This is a genomic window from Streptomyces sp. HUAS 31 (assembly GCF_028198125.1).
Lineage (GTDB): Bacteria > Actinomycetota > Actinomycetes > Streptomycetales > Streptomycetaceae > Streptomyces > Streptomyces chartreusis.
In genome coordinates this window covers 7,668,744-7,686,814 of the sequence record NZ_CP116353.1, presented here as the reverse complement: position 1 = coordinate 7,686,814, position 18,071 = coordinate 7,668,744, and the positions used below count along the sequence as shown (strand labels likewise).

Annotated in this window: 13 protein-coding genes; 5 read left to right on the top strand and 8 right to left on the bottom strand. The window is 72.3% G+C overall.

Annotated features, from left to right (window positions below; translation table 11 throughout):
* Positions 1 to 13: 13 nt before the first annotated feature.
* From PGH47_RS34020 to PGH47_RS34005, 4 genes are all read left to right on the top strand, one after another.
* Positions 14 to 844, top strand: coding sequence for a helix-turn-helix transcriptional regulator (locus tag PGH47_RS34020; RefSeq protein ID WP_271666575.1), 831 nt, complete (start codon positions 14 to 16; stop codon positions 842 to 844).
* 192 nt (positions 845 to 1,036) lie between these two features.
* Positions 1,037 to 3,856 (top strand): helix-turn-helix transcriptional regulator, encoded by a 2,820-nt coding sequence (locus PGH47_RS34015; protein ID WP_271666574.1) that lies wholly within the window; start codon positions 1,037 to 1,039, stop codon positions 3,854 to 3,856.
* Positions 3,857 to 4,078: 222 nt separating this feature from the next.
* Positions 4,079 to 4,867 (top strand): S1 family peptidase, encoded by a 789-nt coding sequence (locus tag PGH47_RS34010; RefSeq protein WP_271666573.1) that lies wholly within the window; start codon positions 4,079 to 4,081, stop codon positions 4,865 to 4,867.
* Between the two features lie 243 nt (positions 4,868 to 5,110).
* Entirely contained in the window at positions 5,111 to 5,758 is a 648-nt protein-coding gene (locus PGH47_RS34005; protein ID WP_271666572.1) for a LysE family translocator, read from the top strand.
* Between the two features lie 14 nt (positions 5,759 to 5,772).
* On the opposite strand, the gene PGH47_RS34000 is transcribed toward PGH47_RS34005, so the two are convergent.
* Positions 5,773 to 6,876, bottom strand: coding sequence for a winged helix DNA-binding domain-containing protein (locus tag PGH47_RS34000; protein ID WP_271666571.1), 1,104 nt, complete (start codon positions 6,874 to 6,876; stop codon positions 5,773 to 5,775).
* Between the two features lie 151 nt (positions 6,877 to 7,027).
* On the opposite strand from PGH47_RS34000, the gene PGH47_RS33995 reads away from it, so the two are divergent.
* Complete coding sequence (locus PGH47_RS33995) at positions 7,028 to 8,185, top strand: magnesium and cobalt transport protein CorA (protein WP_271666570.1); 1,158 nt, start codon at positions 7,028 to 7,030, stop codon at positions 8,183 to 8,185.
* Positions 8,186 to 8,193: 8 nt separating this feature from the next.
* Here PGH47_RS33995 and PGH47_RS33990 read toward each other — a convergent pair whose 3' ends face one another.
* From PGH47_RS33990 to PGH47_RS33960, 7 genes are read right to left on the bottom strand one after another with little or no spacing between them, the layout of a single operon-like run.
* Entirely contained in the window at positions 8,194 to 8,940 is a 747-nt protein-coding gene (locus PGH47_RS33990; protein WP_271666569.1) for an anti-sigma factor, read from the bottom strand.
* A complete protein-coding gene (gene sigK / locus PGH47_RS33985) occupies positions 8,937 to 9,521 on the bottom strand; it encodes an ECF RNA polymerase sigma factor SigK (protein ID WP_271666568.1) in 585 nt (194 codons plus the stop codon). The genes PGH47_RS33990 and sigK overlap by 4 nt, the downstream gene beginning before the upstream one ends.
* A 43-nt stretch (positions 9,522 to 9,564) precedes the next feature.
* The gene (gene sbnA, locus PGH47_RS33980; protein ID WP_271666567.1) at positions 9,565 to 10,725 is read right to left on the bottom strand and encodes a 2,3-diaminopropionate biosynthesis protein SbnA; all 1,161 of its coding nucleotides are present in this window, start codon (positions 10,723 to 10,725) and stop codon (positions 9,565 to 9,567) included.
* A 40-nt stretch (positions 10,726 to 10,765) separates the two neighbouring features.
* On the bottom strand, positions 10,766 to 11,836 hold the full coding sequence (gene sbnB / locus PGH47_RS33975) for a 2,3-diaminopropionate biosynthesis protein SbnB (protein ID WP_271666566.1): 1,071 nt from the start codon (positions 11,834 to 11,836) through the stop codon (positions 10,766 to 10,768).
* Positions 11,833 to 12,837, bottom strand: coding sequence for a TauD/TfdA family dioxygenase (locus PGH47_RS33970; RefSeq protein WP_271666565.1), 1,005 nt, complete (start codon positions 12,835 to 12,837; stop codon positions 11,833 to 11,835). Before PGH47_RS33970 ends, sbnB begins: the two co-directional genes overlap by 4 nt.
* Positions 12,838 to 12,860: 23 nt before the next feature.
* Positions 12,861 to 15,422 (bottom strand): non-ribosomal peptide synthetase, encoded by a 2,562-nt coding sequence (locus tag PGH47_RS33965; RefSeq protein WP_271668217.1) that lies wholly within the window; start codon positions 15,420 to 15,422, stop codon positions 12,861 to 12,863.
* Positions 15,419 to 17,971, bottom strand: a complete 2,553-nt coding sequence (locus tag PGH47_RS33960; RefSeq protein WP_271666564.1) for a Pls/PosA family non-ribosomal peptide synthetase — start codon at positions 17,969 to 17,971, stop codon at positions 15,419 to 15,421. Before PGH47_RS33960 ends, PGH47_RS33965 begins: the two co-directional genes overlap by 4 nt.
* Positions 17,972 to 18,071 lie beyond the last annotated feature (100 nt).

Here is an 18,071-nt window from a genome sequence, read left to right as displayed (position 1 = left end):
AAAGGGCGAGTACGTGGCAGTGAACGCGGTCGCAACGGTGGAGATAGGGCGTGCGCTGGTGCGCCTGCGCCGCTCGACCGGGCTGCCGGTCGCCTTCGGCGGACTGGTGGAGCCGGGGCACCCACGGGTGCGCATCAGCGAACTGAACGGCACGTCCACCGACTCGCTGCGCAGACTCGCGGTGACCTCGGGCAACGGCCTGGGCGGCAAGGCCGTGGCGCTGGGCCGCCCGTGCGCCGTCACGGACTACTCCTCCTCGCGGCAGATCACCCATGAGTACGACGCCGCGGTCGCCATGGAGGGGCTGTGCTCGGTGGTGGCGGTCCCGGTCGTCGTACGGCGCCGGGTGCGCGGTGTCCTGTACGGCGCCCTGCGCACACCCCAGCCGCTGGGCGACCGCACGCTGACGGCGGCCGTGGACGCGGCGCGGGACGTCGAGCAGGCGCTGGTGGTGCGCGAGGAGGCCGGCGGGCTGCTGGAGGCGGCCCGGGCGCAGCCGGCGCCGCCCGACCGCAGCGCGGTGTGGGAGCAGGTCCGTGAGGCGCACGCGGCGCTGCGGGCACTCGCCCCGCGCATCGGCGACCCGGCCCTGCGCGCGGAACTGCTGGACGCCTGCGGCCTGCTGACGGAGCCGCCCGCGCCGAACGGCGTGCAGCTGGCCCCGCGCGAACTGGACGTGCTGACGTGCGTGGCGGCCGGCGCCACGAACGCGGCCACCGCCGAGCGGCTGGGGCTGCGCGCGGAGACCGTGAAGGGCTATCTGCGGTCGGCCATGCGAAAGCTGGGTACCCACACCCGGGGTGAGGCGGTGGCGGCGGCACGCAGGGCCGGGCTGCTGCCGTAGCGGCGCGGGCGCGGCGGTGGTCCGGACCATTGTCGCGGTGGTCCGGACCACCGCGACAACCCCTCATTCATTCATCCGTGCTTTGAATTGCCCCATGCCTCGCGGTTGTTATTTGGCTCACCTTGCCGGCGGTCCGAAATTCAAAGACCTATTGCCTAATATTGGCCCGGACACGACACACGGAGGGGAGCGGTGACCGTGCGACGGGACTTCAAGGAGCCTGCCAGATGCCGCCCCGACCAGGTCATCGGCAGGGAGGAGCTGTTCACGGCGGCACGTGACCAGCTCGCGCGGGGCGGCAGCGTGCTGCTTCACGGCCCTGCCGGAATTGGGAAGTCGACGGTCCTGCGGGCATTGGCCGGCGAATGCGGCGCGACGGCGCGCACCGTGTTGCGCTGCTCGCCCACGGAGTCCGAATCCCACCTTCCCTTCCTGGCCCTGGCCGACCTCCTCGGCCTCGTCCTGGACGAGGTCTCCGACCGGCTCCCCGCCGCCCAGCTCACCGCCCTGGAGGCGGCGCTCACCGGTCGCGGCGAGTCCACCCTCCAGCGCGACGGCCTGGCCCTGCGCCTGGCCGTACTGTCCGCGCTCCGCGCACTCGCCGACACCGGCCCCGTCCTCGTCGTCGCCGACGACCTCCAGTGGCTGGATCCGGCCAGCGCCGAACTCCTCGGCTTCGCCGCCCGTCGCCTCGGCGACACCCCGGTGCGCATGCTGTTCGCGGTGCGGACCGACGGCGAGGAGTACGACCGCCAGCTACGCGCGTCCCCGCCGGACACCCTCGCCGTACGGCTGGGCCCGCTGTCCCGCGCCCAGATGTCCACCCTGCTCGAGAACCGGGGCTACACCGGCCTGCCCCGCTCCACCGTCCGGGACATCCACCGCACCAGCGGCGGCAACGCCCTGTTCGCCCTCGAACTGGGCCGCGCCCTCGCCGAGAACGCCACCCCGCCCCGCCCCGGCGAGCCGCTGCCGGTGCCCACCTCGCTGCGCGCCCTGGTGCTGAACCGGCTGGAGATGCTGTCGGACCAGGCCCGCCGCACGCTCCTCGTCGCGAGCGCCGGCGCCCGCCCGACCCTCGCCCTGCTGCACGCGGCCGGCCGGGACGACGCCGAGGCCGAGACCGCGCAGGCCGCCGAACTCGGTCTGCTGGCCACCGAACCCGAGGGTCCCGCCGTCCGGTTCGCGCACCCGATGATCTCCGCCGCGCTGTACGCGGAGGCACCCGCGCAGGAACGCCGGGCCGCACACGCGGCGCTGTCCACGGCCGCCTCCGACCCGATCGAACGCGCCCGGCACCTGGCCCTCGCGACCACCGGCACCGACCCGGAGGTCGCCGCCCGCCTGGCCGAGGCCGCGGCGCTGGCCCGGGACCGGGGCGCCCCGTCGGTGGCCGCGCAGCTCTCCCTGCTCGCCGCCCGGCACACCCCGGCGGACGGCACACCGAGCCCGGACGCCCTGCGGCTCGCCGCCACCGAGGACGCGATCACCGCGGGAGAGCTGGACCTCGCCCGGGACATCGCGCGCGAGGTGCTGGCCCGCACGGCCGTGCCGGCGGAGCGGGTGCGGGCCTGGATCGCCGTGATCGAGACGGCCGGCCACGCCATGACGGAGGTCGACTCGATCTTCCCGCAGGCGCTGGCCGACGCGGGCGAGGACCCGAAGCTGCTCGCGCTGGTCCACTACCAACTGACCTGGCGCGCCCTGCTCGTGGAGGGCGACTTCGACGAGGCCCGCGAGGAGGCCGGGTACGCGGCGGAGCTGGCCGCGCGGGCCGGTGACCGCTACACCGAGCTCCTGGCGCTCGCCCTCAAGGCGCAGATCGAGACCCTGATGGGCCACCCGGACGCCCCCGCGACCATCCGGCGCGCCCTTGAGGAACCCCAGGACCCGAGGGTGGCCTGTCATCACAACGGGGCCGGCTACTCCCGCTTCCGCTGGCTGATCATGAGCGACCAGCTGCCCGAGGCCCGCGCGGCGGTCACCGCGCTGCTGCGGGAGGTGCGCCGGCACGGCTGGGTCGAGAGCGAGGTGCACTTCCTGCGCGGGGTCGCGGAGACCGAGCTGCACTCAGGCCACTGCGGACGCGCCCTGGACCTGGCCCGCGAGAGCCTGCGCCTGGCCCGTGACACCGGGATCGGCGAGGTCGCCTCCGCCGTGCTGACCTCGCTCGCGGAGGCGGCGGGCGGCGAGGTGGAGCGGGCGCTGACGCTGGCGCGGGAGGCGATGGAGCACGCCGAGGAGGACGGCGACCAGATGTACGTCTCCCGGGCCCTGGCGGCCCTCGGGCACGCCCAGCTGGTGGCCGGGGACACCGAGGCGGCGGTGCGTTCGCTGCGCCGGGTGCGCGAGGTGGAGCAGGGGCTCGGCATCACCGATCCGGCCCGCGGCCGCTGGCACGGCGACCTCGCCGAGGCCCTGGTGCGCGGCGGCGAGATCGCGGAGGCGCAGGACGTCATCGACGTCACCCGCGAGCAGGCGCTGCGGCTGGACCGCGAGAGCGTGCTGGCCGTCCTGGACCGCGCTCAGGCGCTGGTGCGCGCTGCACGCGGCGACCGGGACGCCGCGGTGGCCCAGTTGACGTCGGCCCAGGACCGGCTCGGCAAGCTGGGGTACGGCCTTGAGGAGGCGCGGGCCGCCTTCGCGCTGGCCCAACTGCGCTCCGGTGCCGCGGGTCCGACGTCGTACGACGAACCGGCGCGGCTGTTCCGCCGCTGCCGGGCGCTGCCGTGGCTGCGGCGAGTGGAGGCGGCGGCCGCGGTCGGCGCCGTGGAGCCGGCTCCCGCTCCCGTCGTCGCACCGGACGGCCTCGACGGCCTGGACGGGCTCGCCTCGATGGAGCGTCAGGTCGCCGCGCTGGTCATGGAGGGCGCGACGAACCGGGAGATCGCCGCACGCCTGTTCATCAGCGTCAAGACGGTCGAGGCGACCCTGACCCGGGTCTACCGCAAGCTCGGGATCCGGTCGCGGGTCGACATCGTCCGACTGGCGGCAGGGCGCCGCACGACGTGAATTTCACCCGTCCAGGTCGGTCCGCGCAGGTTTAGCGGTACACGACCGAGGGTTTTCCCTGCCCAACTCCCTTAGGGGGTTCCCTCATTGGGAAGGGGAACGTCCGGGACCTACCTTATGGGTGTGCCGCTCGCCCGGGCACACGGGGGCCGGTCCCGCGTCCCTCGTGAAACCCCCCACACCCGTGCGACCCCCCACCGGCAATCCCCCTTGAGGAGTCTCATGTTCGGGCTCACCCGTGCCAGAAAGACGGCCGCCGTGGCGGCCACCGTCGCCGCCGCCGCGGCGGCCCTGCTCAGTGCCCCCACCGCTGAGGCCGCCGACTCGCGCATCGTGGGCGGTTCGACCACCACGACGAGCGCGTACCCGTTCATGATGCAGATCACCGACGCCTCGCAGAACCAGTTCTGCGGCGGCACGCTGGTCTCGGCCACCAAGGTCGTCACCGCCGCCCACTGCATGGTCGGCGAGAGCAACTCCAGTGTCCGGGTGGTCGGTGGGCGCACCTACCTCAACGGCACGAACGGCACGGTCAGGCGGGTCAGCGACATCTGGATCCACCCGGACTACCAGGACGTCACCCAGGGCAACGACGTGGCCGTGCTGACCCTGTCCACGTCGATGCCGTACACGCCGGCCTCGTACGTCGGCTCCTCGGACACCGGTGTGTACGCCGCGGGCAGCACGGCCCGCATCCTCGGCTGGGGCACCACCTCCTCGGGCGGCAGCTCCTCCAACCAGCTGCGCACGGCGACCGTGCCCACGGTCTCCGACGCCGGCTGTGCGAATTCCTACGGTTCGGACTTCATCGCGTCCGACATGGTTTGCGCCGGATACACCTCCGGCGGCGTCGACACCTGCCAGGGCGACAGCGGCGGTCCCCTGCTCATCGGGGGCGTCCTGGCAGGGATCACTTCCTGGGGCGAGGGTTGCGCCCAGGCCGGTCACCCGGGTGTCTACACCCGGCTGACCACGTTCTCGGACGAGGTGACCGAGCAGGTCGGTTCCTGATCGGGAACGTCGTCCAGAAGGTCTCCTGAGCACACCTCAGGTGAAAGACCGGGGGGGGGGGGGGGGGGGGGGGGGGGGGGGGGGGGGCGCCCCCCCCCCCCCCGCCCGCCCCCCCCCCCCCCCCCCCCCCCCCCCGGCGCCCCCCCCCCCCCCCCCCCCCCCCCCCCCCCCCCCCCCCCCGCCCCCTATCCATGTCCGCCCGCCGCGGGGTTGAATGGCCGGGTTCTTACGGAGGTGATGGTCATGGTGTCCACCGACCGGCTGCTGGCGTTCGCGGCGATGTCGCTGCTGGTGGTCCTGATCCCGGGACCCAGCGTGCTGTTCGTGATCGGCCGGGCGCTCGCCCACGGCCGCCGCACCGCGGTCGCGACGGCCATCGGCAACGTCTTCGGCTCGTACGCGCTGGTGATCGCGGTCGCGGTGGGCATCGGCTCGCTCGTGGAGCGCTCCGCCGCGATCTACCTCGCGGTCAAACTGGCGGGCGCGGCCTATCTGGTGTTCCTGGGCGTCCAGGCGTTCCGGCACCGGCGGGAGCTGCGGGTGTCGGCGGCCGAACCCGCCTCGACGCGTCCGGCCCGCGGTGATCTGCGCACGGTCCTCGACGGCGCACTGGTCGGCATCACCAATCCCAAGGGCGTCGTGTTCTTCGCCGCCGTACTCCCCCAGTTCGTGGACCAGTCCGCGGGCCGGGTCCCCTTGCAGATGCTGGTGCTGGGCCTGATCCCGATCATGATCGGCCTGGTCACGGACACCGCGTGGGGCCTGACCGCGTCCGCCACCCGCACCTGGTTCGCCCGCTCGGACCGGCGGCTGTCGCTGATCGGCGGCGCCGGCGGATTCACCATGATCGGGCTCGGCGTGACGGTGGCGGTGACGGGCCGCGCGGACTGAGGACCGCCGCCCGGCTACGGCAGGACGGTCCCGAACCGGATGTCGTACGACTCCTGCGGGTGCATGACCTGAAGCGTGCGCGCCGCCTCCTCGGTCACCTCGCCGCGCTGCGCCTTGGTCAGGTCGTCGAACGGCTCGATGACCAGGGCGTCGTCGAGGATGCGCCACACGCCGGCGAGGAAGCCGTCGACGAGGAACGGGCAGTAGACGGTGTTCACCTGCCAGGTGCGGCCGCGGTTCGCGGGCGGGACGACCCGGGTGCGGTCGGCGTGGGAGAGCAGCAGGTTGTCGAACTCCGGCAGGAAGCGGGGCGGCGCCGGGGTGTCCTCGTCGGGGCGGGGGGCGTCGGGGAGGTCGAAGAGTTCGACGCCGTTCTCGTCCCGGAAGACGAGCAGCTCGGGGCGCAGACGCTCGAAGGCGGGGCGCATCCGGGTCAGTCCGGACCAGGTCTGCATGTCCTTCACGGACGCCGGTCCGAAGGCGGCCAGATAGCGCAGGACCGTCGCGTCGGCCGAGGCGGCCGGCTCGGCAGGGCGCCCCAGCCAGTGCTCGACGGTGGTGAGGGAGACCTGCGCGCCGCGGCCCCACAGTCCGCGCGGGGTGACCTGGACGAGGGGCAGCTTGCAGCGGGCGGCGACGGCCAGGGACTGCGGGTCGGCGTCCGGCCACTCGGCGCCGAGTGCCTCGCGCAGCTGCTTCATGGTGCGCGGCTCGGCCTCGACGAGTTCTCGGGAGAGCACGGCGAGCCGCTCCAGGTCGACGCCGACGAGGCCCTTGCGGAAGTAGTTGATCTCGCGGTCCCGCGCGGGCTGCACCAGCGGGCGCAGGGTGAGGCCGTCCTCGGCGCCGTGCAGATGGATCGTCGAGCGCATGGTGACCATCCGCACGGCCGAGCGGTCGGCGAGCCGCCCGGACAGGTCCTCGGGCGTGAAGCCGTCGAGACGGGCCGCGAGCGCGTAGTACGGCGGCTTGACCTCCTGCGCCTGGAGGCCGACCAGATGCTCCACGGCCGCCATGGCGGACATCGGCGAGCGGCGCAGCAGGAGCTGCCGGTCGAGGGTGGCGCGGTTGAGGGCGCGGGTGCTGAGGACGGGCTCTGCCGTGGTCCGCTTCGTCATACCGGTCACGCTAGCGACGCTTGCGGACACCTTCTGTCCGCAACTCCCACCCGGTCCCGGATCGGCTCGCCCCGCCCATGTCATTCGCCCCGTATATCCTGCTCGGTGATCACGCACCTGCACCCGTCGCCCCGATCGGGAGGGAGCCGCAATGTCCGAGCGACGCCCCCGCCCCGCCTCGAAGAACCCCATGAAGTCCGTGTGGCGCCGCGGTTTCACCCCGCCGCCCGCGGAGCCCCCCGCGCCGGTGTCCGAGCCGCCCTCCGGTGCTCCGGAGCAGTCCGAGGTGGTCAGTGTCGTGCAGGCGGCGCTGTACCGGGACGGCGTGCGGGTGTCCTCCCCCGCCACGCTCGCCGAGACCTATCGCGAGCTGCGCGACCAGCCGTCCGGCATGGCGTGGATCGGCCTGGCCCGGCCCACGGAGGCCGAGCTGCTGTCCCTGGCCGCCGAGTTCGACCTGCATCCGCTGGCCGTCGAGGACGCGATGGAGGCCCATCAGCGGCCCAAACTGGAGCGCTACGGCGGGACGCTCTTCGTGGTGCTGCGCGCGGCCCGCTATCTCGACGCGCCGGAGGAGGTCGACTTCGGCGAGCTCCATGTCTTCGTCGGCCCCGACTTCGTGATCACGGTCCGGCATGGCGCGGCCCCCGATCTGTCGGGGGTGCGCAGGCGCATGGAGGAGACGCCCGAGCTGCTCAAACTGGGCCCGGAGGCGGTGCTCTACGCGATTCTGGACGCGGTCGTCGACGGCTACGAGCCGGTCGTGGCGGGCGTCCAGATCGACATCGACGAGATCGAGACCGAGGTCTTCCGGGGTGACCCCGAGGTCTCCCGTCGTATCTACGAACTCTCCCGCGAGATGGTCGAGTTCCAGCGCGCGACCCGCCCGCTCGTCGGCATGCTGCACGGCCTGATGGCGGGCTTCTCCAAGTACGGCACGGACGAGGAACTCCAGCGCTATCTGCGTGACGTGGCCGATCACGTCACGCACACCAGCGAACGCGTCGACGGCTTCCGCCAGGCCCTCACCGAGATCCTCACGGTCAACGCGACCCTGGTCACGCAGCAGCAGAACGCCGAGATGCGGGCGCTCGCGGAGGCGGGGTTCGAGCAGAACGAGGAGATCAAACGGATCTCGTCCTGGGCGGCCATCCTCTTCGCCCCGACCCTCGTCGGCACGATCTACGGCATGAACTTCGACCACATGCCGGAGCTGCACTGGGTGTTCGGCTACCCGTTCGCGATCGCCCTGATGGCCGTCGTGTGCACCAGCCTGTACGTCATCTTCAAGCGCAAGGACTGGCTCTGAGCCCACGGTCAGGCGGCGGGCAGGGGCCAGGTGGCGAGGGGGTTGCCGCTGGGTTCGGTGGAGCCCTTGCCCGGTTCGACGGTGATGGCGAGGGAGTCGGCGGCACCCGGCGGGGGCAGGGACACGGCCTGAAGTGCGGTTCTGGCGGTGAGGAGCCCTGCGGAGCGGACTTGGTTCCCGGGGGCGATGTACCACAACTGGTAGGTCCTGCCCGGGGGCAGCGGGGCCAGGTCCTCGCAGAAGTAGGCGGCCTGGTCCAGGTGACGTGACACCGCGACGGTGCCGGAGCCGCCGTAGGGCACGTCCTGCCTGACGAAAGTGGTGTCGGGGGCCGACAGGAGCCGGGCGAAGTCGGCGGTCCTGCTGTCGGCCGCCTGACGTGTCTGCTGCGCTTCCTGGTGCTGCCAGGCCGCCAGACCGCCGAACGCGGCGGCCGCGGCCAGACAGGCGGCCAGCGCGAGATTCAGCATCCGGGGCGTGAACCGCCGGCCGCGGCGCGCACCCTCCCGAGCCGCGAGCGTCGGGGGGAGTTGAGGGGTCCGGGCCGCCTCGGCGAGGACACGGTCCTTCAGCTCCGGCGGAGGGGTGCGGGCCGCCGCGAGTCCGAGCCAGGTGGCGGCCCGCTGATGACGTGCGATCTCGTGCGCGCAGTCGGGGCAGTCGGCGGAGTGCCGCAGGAACTCCTCGCGCTCCTCCCGGGTGAGGGCGTCCACCGCGAAGGCACCCGCGAGGTCGTGTGCGTCGGCGGTGATCACGGGGGATCTCCCAGGCAGTGCCGCAGGTGGGTCAGTGCCCTGCGCAGGCGGCTCTTGACGGTGCCGAGCGGCAGGGACAGCGCCGCGGCGATCTCGGTCTGGGTCAGGCCCTGGTAGTAGGCCAGCACCACCGGTTGCCGCAGCTCGGCGGAGAGCTCCTTCAAGCAGGAGCGCACCTGTTCGCGTTCCCCGATCGACTCCACCGTCTCCACCACGTCGTCGTACGCGAGAGCCGCTTCCTGCTGGGAGACGGTGCGCTCGCGTTCCGCGGACCGTTGCAGGGTGCGGACGCTGTCCACGGCGCGGTGGTGGGCGATGGTCATCATCCAGGTCATGGCGTGCCCGTTCTCGGGCCGGTAGCGGGGGGCGCTCTGCCAGACCTCGAGCATGACCTCCTGGGCGACCTCCTCGGCACGTCCCTGGTCCCGGAGGACTCGGCACGCCATGCCGTAGATCGGGCCGGCGGCCACGTCGTAGAGGCGGCTGAAGGCGTCCTTGCTGCCCGCGGCGACGGACACCAGCAGACGATCCGTCTCGGTCGCACCGATGTGCCGGGCCTCGGAGGCCTGCCGCTTCGCCACACCGTCTCCCGCCTGTGTGTGCCTCGACGCGCCGTGCCGGGAGTCATGAGCCCTCCCCCACAGTGTCCGAGGCCCGGCCGTCGCCCGCATCCCGGAGTGGGGCGGACCCGGCCGACCAGGGGCCAGGTGCGGGCCGGCTCGGGCCCACGGTCCTGATGGCACCGGTCCGGGCCTCGTCCCGCCGACTCGGGTGGCGCACCCGGGGCCCTGACACGAGCACCGGTGGCGCGGCGTCGGCGGCCGGGCCGTCGGGGCGCAGGGCGTCCTCGCCGTAGAGGGCCTCGACCCAGTTGGCCTGGTAGACGGTCTCCAGGTAGCGCTCGCCCAGGTCCGGGGCGATGGCCACCGCGGTGAGTCCGGCCGAGTCGTGGGCGGCCAGCCAGCGCATCGCGCCGCTGACGACGGTGCCGGTGGAGCCGCCGAAGAGGAAACCACGGCGTGCCAGGTGATGGCAGGCGCGGATGGTGTCCGCCTCCTCGACATGCACGGCCTCGTCGACGTAGGACTCGTCGAGCAGCGGAGGGCAGACGCTCATGCCCAGGCCGGGCAGCATACGGCGGCCCGGGGCGCCGCCGAAGGTCACGGAGCCGACGCTGTCGACGGCGACGATGCGGACGCGCCGGTGCCAGTGCCGGAAGTAGCGGGCGCAGCCCATCAGCGTCCCGGTGGTGCCGGCGCCGACGAACAGCACGTCCAGCTTCGGGAAGGAGCGGGCGATGGCGGGCCCGGTCCTGCGGTAGTGCGCTCGCCAGTTCTCGGGGTTGGTGTACTGGCTCAGCCACACGTACCGCTCGTCGAGGGCGCACAGCGCGCGAACGTAGTCGATGCGCGCACGGAGGAAGCCGCCTTCGGCGCTCGGCTCGGTGATCACGTGGACCTGGGCGCCCAGGGCCTTCATCACCAGCCTGGTCGACAGGTTGCAGCGGGAGTCCGTCACGCACAGGAACCGGTAGCCCTTGCTCGCCGCGATCATGCTGAGTGCCACGCCCATGTTCCCCGACGAGGACTCCAGCAGCACCGACCGCGGGGTGAGGACCCCCGCTCGTTCGGCGGCCTCGACCATCTCGGTCGCGGGCTTCAGTTTGATCGAGCCGGCGAAGTTGAAGCCCTCGCACTTCAGGTAGAGCCGGCGCCCGAGTATCGGCCGGAGGTCGACGTAGAGATCCTCCTCGTTGAAGGTGTAGGGAGCGGATATGACTGACACGATGGCCTCCGCGGATCGAATACGGCCGGGCCGGACGGTGTCATCCGTACCGGCGCAGCTCATGGAAGAAGCCGTCGACGACGTGCAGCTCCCCGGAGCCGGCCACCTCGTCGTAGACGTATTTGCCGACGGCCAGATCGAGCACTCCGAGGCCGAAGGGCGAGAACACCACGGTCCGGTCCGCCGACGGTGTGACACGTGCGGCCATCACGTCGGCGAGCGTGCCGGTCAGGAAGTCGCGGTTGCCCGTGAGCCGTTCGGCCAGGTGGACGGAGGTCTCCGCCCTCAGACAGTGCTCGACGTCGTCGACGATGTTGTCCGAGGCCAGCACGATCTCCGGAGCCAGGTCGCGCAGCGACACATGCAGCACGAGCGGACCGTGCGCGAACCACGACGGCTCGCTGACGTGCGGCCGGGCGGCGACCGTGGCGAAGACGACCAGGTCGCTCCGGCGGATCAGCTCCTCGGCGCTGTCGTGCACGGCGATCCAGCCGGTGGCGCCGGACTGCTCCAGGTAACAGCGGAAGCCGGCCGCGCTGTCGGCGGACACGTCGTGGATGCCGATGGCGTCGAACGACCAACCGGTACCGGCCAGGAAGGTGTGGATGTAGCGGGCGATCAGGCCCGTCCCTATGAAGCCGACGCGCGTCGGGCGCCGTCGGTCGCGGCTGAGCGCGTCCGCCGCCAGTGCCGCCGACGCCGCCGTCCTGGTGGCGCTGATGATCGACGCCTCCATGCAGGCGAAGGGGTAGCCGGTGCGGCGGTCGTTGAGGATGAGCACCGCCGAGGCCCTCGGGATGCCGGCCGCCACGTTCTGCGGACAGCTGGAGATCCACTTCAGGCCGTCCACGCCTGCTTCCCCGCCGATCGAGGCGGGCAGCGCGATGATCCGGGACGACGGGCGGTCGGGGAAGCGCAGGAAGTGGGACGGGGGGTTCACCGAGTCGCCGGCGCTGTGCAGCCGGTAGGTGTCCTCGACCACCTCCACGATCTGCTTCTCGCGCCCCCGCAGCGCCTGTTGCACCTGGCCGCCGGACACGACCGCGAACGGTGGCACGGTGACCGGCCCGGACCGGTCGGGCTCCCAGGTGGTGGATGGCGTGGTGGTCATCGGGCGATCACCTCCACGGTCGGTGCGCAGTCGGCCAGGCGCACCGCGTCCGTCATCGCGACGAGCACTTCGCGCGGACCCTCGTACGGCTCCCTGCTGTGGGCGGTGCGGACGTTGTCGACAAGCATCAGGTCGCCGTCCTGCCACGGCTCGCGCACGGTGTGGGTCCGGTAGACCTCGTTGAGCAGTTGAACGGTGTCCTCGGCGATCGGTGTGCCGTCCCCGTAGCGGGTGTTGAACGGCAGCCCGTCGGCGCCGTACACGTCCACCAGGTACTCACGGATCTCCGGGGCCAGCGTCCACTCGTTGAGGAACGCGATCTGGTTGAACCAGCAGCGCCGGCCCGAGACCGGGTGGCGCACCACGGCGCTGCGGCGCTGCCGGGTGCGCAGTCCGCCGTCGGGTTGCCACTCGAACTCGATCGCGGCCGCCCGGCAGTAGCTCTCGATGACGTCGCGGTCGTCGCTGCCGAAGGCGTCGGCCAAGGACGCCCCGATCTCCTCGTTGTAGCTGCGGGTCAGCAGCCAGCCCTCCCTCAGGAACCGTTCGACGAGGTCGGTGGGCAGCGCGCCCAGCACGGTCGGCCCGTCGGCCAGCGCGGTCGCCCCGTCGGCGGCGGGCGCGGTGAGGCAGGCGAACAGCATGAGGCCGGGGAACTCCAGGGCGTAGCTGAGCTCATGGTGCATGCACATCGGCTGGTGGGGCGGCCACTTCGACGAGGAGTAGATGCCGTCGGAGTGGACTCGCCGGGGCGCGAAGGCCTCCTTCTCGGTCATCGGACCGGAGGCCAGCCGCCGGACGACGGCCGCGGTCTCGGCGGTGTCGCCCAGCGCGAGGCCGCGAACCAGGACCGAACCGTGCTCGGCGACGAGGGCGCGTACGGCGTCCCGGTGCTCGGCGGCCCAACTCGCCGCGTCGCCGGTGGAGTCGGCCCGGAGGATCGGCGGTTTGCCGGGCTCCAGATCGACGCCGGGCATCGACAGGGGCAGCGAGGACGGCATCTCGGTCTCCTTTCGGTCGTGGTTCAGGGGGAGGTCGGTGGTGCCGGACCGGCGGTGCCCGCGGATGCCGGGGGCACGGCGGCCGGTGACCCGTCGTCGAGGACGCGGGCCAGGTCGGCCAGGACGGGGTGGCGAGTGATGTCCTTGATGTCCACCGCACGGTCCAGGGCGATCGCGAGCCGCACCGCCGCCAGCGATGTGCCGCCGCGGTCGAAGAAGTGGTCCTGCCGACGGATCTTGTCCTGCGGTACGTCGAGCACCTGGGCCCACAGGCCCGCCAGCCGCAGCTCGGCCGGCGTGCGGGGTGTGCCGCGGTCCTCCCCGGCCGTGCCGTCGGATCCGGCGTCCGGGGCCACTGCGCCGAGCCGTACGGCGAGCGCGGTCAGTGCCTTCCGGTCGACCTTGCCGTTCGCGGTCACCGGCAGGCTCCGCCGCAGGTGGAACTCCGAGGGGACCATGTATTCGGGCAGCGACCTGCCGAGCCGGTCCCTCAGGACGCCGTCCTCCAGCGGGCCCCCGGCGCGGTAGAAGGCCACCAGACGTCCGCCCTGCCCGCCTCCCTCGACGGCGACCACCGCTCCGTCGCGGACCCCGGGTACTCGTAGCAAGGCGCTCTCGACCTCGCCGGTCTCGATCCGGAATCCACGGATCTTGACCTGGTTGTCCTGGCGGCCGAGGAACTCCAGCTTGCCGCCGGGCGCCCAGCGGCCGTAGTCGCCGCCCCGGTAGAGCCGCAGGCCCGCGTGGTGCGGATCCGCCATGAAGGACTGCCGGGTGCGCTCGGGGTCGTTGACATAGCCGCGGCCGACGCAGACGCCGGCGAAGACGATCGCGCCGGGGGCGCCGAGCGGTACCGGTGACAGGTGCTCGTCCACGACGTAGACGTGCACGTTGCCGATGGGCGGGCCGAGCGGGACCCGTTCGCCGTCCGGCGCCCGGTCCATCACCTCGTGATTGGTGTCGTCCGACGTCTCGGTCAGCCCGTAGGCGTTGACCAGCCTGATACCGGGCGCGACCGCGAACCAGCGCTGTACGAGCTCCTTCCTCAGCGCCTCGCCGGTGACCGACACGCACCGCAGATCCGGCAGCGCGCGCGGCCGGCGCTCCAGGTAGGACACGACGGCGTCCAGGTACGACGGCACGACCTGGAGCACGTCGACCCCGCCGCGGGTGATCGTGTCGACGAACCGTGGGACGTCCAGGATGGCGTCCTGCTCGACGATCAGGGTCCGCCCGCCGACCAGGAGCGCGGCGGTCAGTTGCCACAGCGAGATGTCGAAGCACTGGGGCGCGGTCTGGGCGACGGTCCGCCCCTCGCCGATCCCGAGGTCGTCGATCTTGGCGCGCAGGTGGTTGAGCATGCCCGCGTGCTCGCACATGGCGCCCTTGGGCTCGCCGGTGGAGCCGGACGTGAAGTAGATGTACGCGAGTTGGTCCGGTGCGACTCCGACGCCGGGGTCGGTGTCCGGGTGGCCCTCCGTGCACGCCTCGTCGACGCGGAGCGCCCGGACCTCCGGCAGCGCGTCGAGGGCCCGGTCGAGCGTGGTGGTGCTGCCCGGTTCGGTCAGCACGAGCCGGCACCCGGCGCGGGAGAGCATGGTCGTGATGCGCTCGGCCGGGAAGTGCGGCTCGACGGGCAGGTACACCCCTCCGGCCTTGAGGACCGCGAGGACGGCGGCCGCCCAGTCCAGGTCGCGCTCCATGACCACCGCCACGACGCCTTCCCGGCGCAGCCCCCTTGCCGGCAGAGCCCGTGCCAACCGGTTGGCCCGCGCGTTGAGTTCCCGGTACGTCCACCGCCGCCGGCCGCATACGACCGCGATGGCGTCGGGGTGTGCCCTGACGCGTTCTTCGAACAGTTCGTGGACGCGGCGGTCGGGCAGCTCCCGGTAGGGTCCCGCGAGCCCTTCGAGCTGGAAGCGGCGCTCCTCTGCGGAGAGCAGGCTCTGCCGGCCGTGCGCGGCGTCCGGGTCGGCGGCGAGCAGCGTGAGCGCGGTGAGGTGGTAGCCCGCGATCCTCGCGGCGCCGGCCCGGTCCAGCGCGTCGGTCCGGTACCGCAGCCGCAGCGTGCGCCGGTCGCCGCCGCGCGGGAACTCCACGCGCAGCACGGCGTTCCCGGGGAGTTCGCCTCCCGCGCCGTGCGGGTCGAACACGGCCTCGCCCGACGGTCCGGGCAGGCCCAGCTCCTGCCGGAGTCCGTCCACGGGGAAGTCCTTGTGCCGCAGCAGCTCCGATTCGGCCCGGTGGGTGCGGAGCACCAGCGACCGCCACGAGTCGGGGGCGACGGTCAGACGGCAGGGCAGCGGGCGCCCGGCCGGTACGGGAACGTATCCGGTCGTGACCTCCTGCTCGCCGGACAGGGCGGCGAGCACCTTGGCGTGGGCAGCCAGCAACAGCGCGCGCAGGGGCACCGCCAGCAGGTCCGCGAGGCGGCTCAGCGCGTCCGTCAGGTCCCCGGTGAGCGTCGTCTCGTGCTCGGCGAGGCGGAACGCCGGGTCCGCCGTCCATCGCGGGATCGTGGTGACGCCACCGGCGCCGAGCACGCCCCGCCAGAACTCCCGCCCGGCCGTCTCGGACGTCGTCATGACTGCCATGGGGCCGGCCTCCTCTCGCCCTCACCGTGCGAAGGGATCGGCCTTGCCGGGTTGCCGGCCCACCACGCGTTCCGCGGGACCACCTCGCCCTTCATCAGGAAGGAGTCGGGGCCGAGCACCGCGCCGTCGCCCACCGTGGTGCCGTAGTGGACGAAGGCGCCGACGCCGAGGGTGCAGCCGGAGCCGATCGTGATCCGGTCGGACTTGAAGGCGCCGTCCTCCTGCGAGTGGCACTGGATCACGCTGCCCGAGTTGAGCGTGCTGCCGTCCCCGATGGCGGCCATGGCACGTTCCGTGAGGTGGCAGCCGTCGTCGAAGACCATGCGGCCCAGCCGCACTCCGAGCGCCCGCCAGATCACGTTCTTGAACGGGGTGCCGTTGAAGATCCTCAGGTACGCCTCCGACGGCACCTTCCAGTAGCGCTCGTGCTGCCAGAAGTCCGGGGTGTAGATCGAGCAGAACAGCGGCCGCAGGGGGCGGAGCGCCGTGACGACGCGTTCGACCAGCACGAAGTACGCGATGGTGACGAGCAGGACGAGGAGGTCGGCCAGCACCAGCCCCGTCACGCCGAGGGGTCCGTACAGCTCCGCGGCGGCTGTGACGAGCAGGGCGAGGGCGAAGACGTAGATCCACCGCGACAGCAGGTACCACGCCATGGTGGCGACGTTGTGCCTGGTCTTGGCGGCCAGACCGCGCCGCAGCTCCTCAGGGCGCTTGAACCGGTCGAAACTGCTGTCCCGCAGGACCGAACGGGGTATCTCGAAGCTGGGCGAACCCAGCAGCCCGACGCCCTCGCGGATCTCGCCGTCGACCGGCACCATCACCTTGGTCGCGAGGAGACAGTTGTCGCCGGTCCTGCCCCGCGTCGGGTACGCGATCCGGTTCCCGAGGAAGTTGCGCGGCCCGATCGACACCCGGGACACGCGGAACGCGGTGCTGGAGAAGTCGGCGTTCATGACCGACAGGCCGTCCGCGATCATCGTCCCGCGCCCGACGGAGCTGAGATACGGCGTCTCGTGCTTCATCTCCGTGCCGAAGTTCGACCCGGTCTGCTCGACGCGGGAGAGGTCGTACCCGAGGCCCTTCAGGTAGTGGACGATGGCGGAGCTGTCACCGAACAGGCGCTTGAGGAACTTCCAGTTGGTCAGGAGCGCGATCGTCCGGTGCGCCTCGAAGTGGAAGCCGTACAGCCGGTAGGTCCGGCCCGGCGTGATGGTGAGGCCGAGCAGCCTGGGAACCACGGTCAGGACGAGGAGGCCGGCGGGTACGGCGCCGAAGACGAGGACGAAGGAGATCACCAGGGTCTCGATGTAGAACGTCCCGTCGCCGAGGACCGCGGGTCCGGGTTCCAGGGCCGTGCGGAGCTGCGGGACCTCGACGAGCATCGCGACCAGGCCGCCGGCCGCCAGCGGCGCGTACACGGCCAGCGCGACCAGCAGTTGCACGACGCTGTGGGCGGCTCTGCGCACCGCACCGCAGCGGGCCGACCCCACGACCTGGTAGTCCACGTCGGTCCGCTGTGCCGGGGACCCGTGCCAGTGCTCGCCGTCGGGCACCGCCTGCCCACGGTGCAGCGAGGAGGCGTGCCCGAGCTGCGCCCCGTCACCCATCGAGGTGTCGATGTCAAGCACCGTGGCCTCGCTGACCAGCACGTTCCTGCCGAGGGTGACGGGGCCGGTCTGAATCACCGAGGCATGGGCCCGGTAACAGGCGAAGAGCGAATCCTTGCGGACGACCGTGCCGTCACCGATGGTGAGCAGGTCGGTGCACACGGGAACCTGCCGCGAGAGGACCACCGCGCCCCGCCCGACCTTCGCGCCCAGTGCCCTGAGGTAGAGCAGGTAGAGCGGAGAACCGCTGAACAGCACCAGGGGGTCCGACCGGACCAGCGTCTTCACGATCCAGAAGCGGACGTACGACAGGCTCCAGATGGGTATGTTCCGAGGCTTCCACCGGCCGACGAGCGTCCATTTCGCGAGCACGGGAAACGCGCACAGGCCCACAAAGGCCGCACCGCCCAACACGACCGCGCGCGAGTAGGTGTCGAGCAGACCCGATCCGGCTGAGATCCACTCGTAGCCCACGGCCGTGCCGAAGGCGATGACGTAGAAGTACCCGAGGAAGGCCACGAGCTGGAGGGCACCGCACAGTACGTACTGCCGCATGCCTGCCGGGGACCGAACCGGCGTCCGGGGCGGGGCCGTGTCCTCCGCCGCCGGATCCGCCTGCGCGACGGGCGGATCGTCCGTGAGGGCGGTCGCGAGACCCCTGATCGTCGGATGCCGGTAGACGTCCTTCATCGACACCGACGGCAGATCCCCGCGCTTCCTGACCCGCGCGCAGAAGTGCGCCATCACCAGCGAGTCGGCGCCCAGGTCGTCGAAGAAGTGGCTGTCGACGGGCACGTGCTCGGTCCGCACGACCGATGCCAGCACGGCGGCGAGGGTTCTCTCGACCTCGGCGGGTTCGCCGCCCCCGCCCAGGAGGGCCGTGGATTCCTCCCGAGCGGAGGGCAACGTCTCCACCGGCTTGTCCACCATGTCAGCTCCAGGGAAGGTGCCGAGAAATCGCCGCCCGGCACCGGCCCGCCTGCGTCGCACACCGGTTTCGGACTGTCACCGGGTGCGAACGACGCGGACC

Bases quoted from the DNA above. Each gene is read 5' to 3' on its own strand.
- PGH47_RS33965 (WP_271668217.1), bottom strand. From the start codon at position 15,422: ATGACGACGTCCGAGACGGCCGGGCGGGAGTTCTGGCGGGGCGTGCTC.
- PGH47_RS33995 (WP_271666570.1), top strand. From the start codon at position 7,028: ATGTCCGAGCGACGCCCCCGCCCCGCCTCGAAGAACCCCATGAAGTCC.
- sbnB (WP_271666566.1), bottom strand. From the start codon at position 11,836: ATGACCACCACGCCATCCACCACCTGGGAGCCCGACCGGTCCGGGCCG.
- PGH47_RS34005 (WP_271666572.1), top strand. From the start codon at position 5,111: ATGGTGTCCACCGACCGGCTGCTGGCGTTCGCGGCGATGTCGCTGCTG.
- PGH47_RS33960 (WP_271666564.1), bottom strand. From the start codon at position 17,971: ATGGTGGACAAGCCGGTGGAGACGTTGCCCTCCGCTCGGGAGGAATCC.
- PGH47_RS33970 (WP_271666565.1), bottom strand. From the start codon at position 12,837: ATGCCGTCCTCGCTGCCCCTGTCGATGCCCGGCGTCGATCTGGAGCCC.
- PGH47_RS34000 (WP_271666571.1), bottom strand. From the start codon at position 6,876: ATGACGAAGCGGACCACGGCAGAGCCCGTCCTCAGCACCCGCGCCCTC.
- PGH47_RS34010 (WP_271666573.1), top strand. From the start codon at position 4,079: ATGTTCGGGCTCACCCGTGCCAGAAAGACGGCCGCCGTGGCGGCCACC.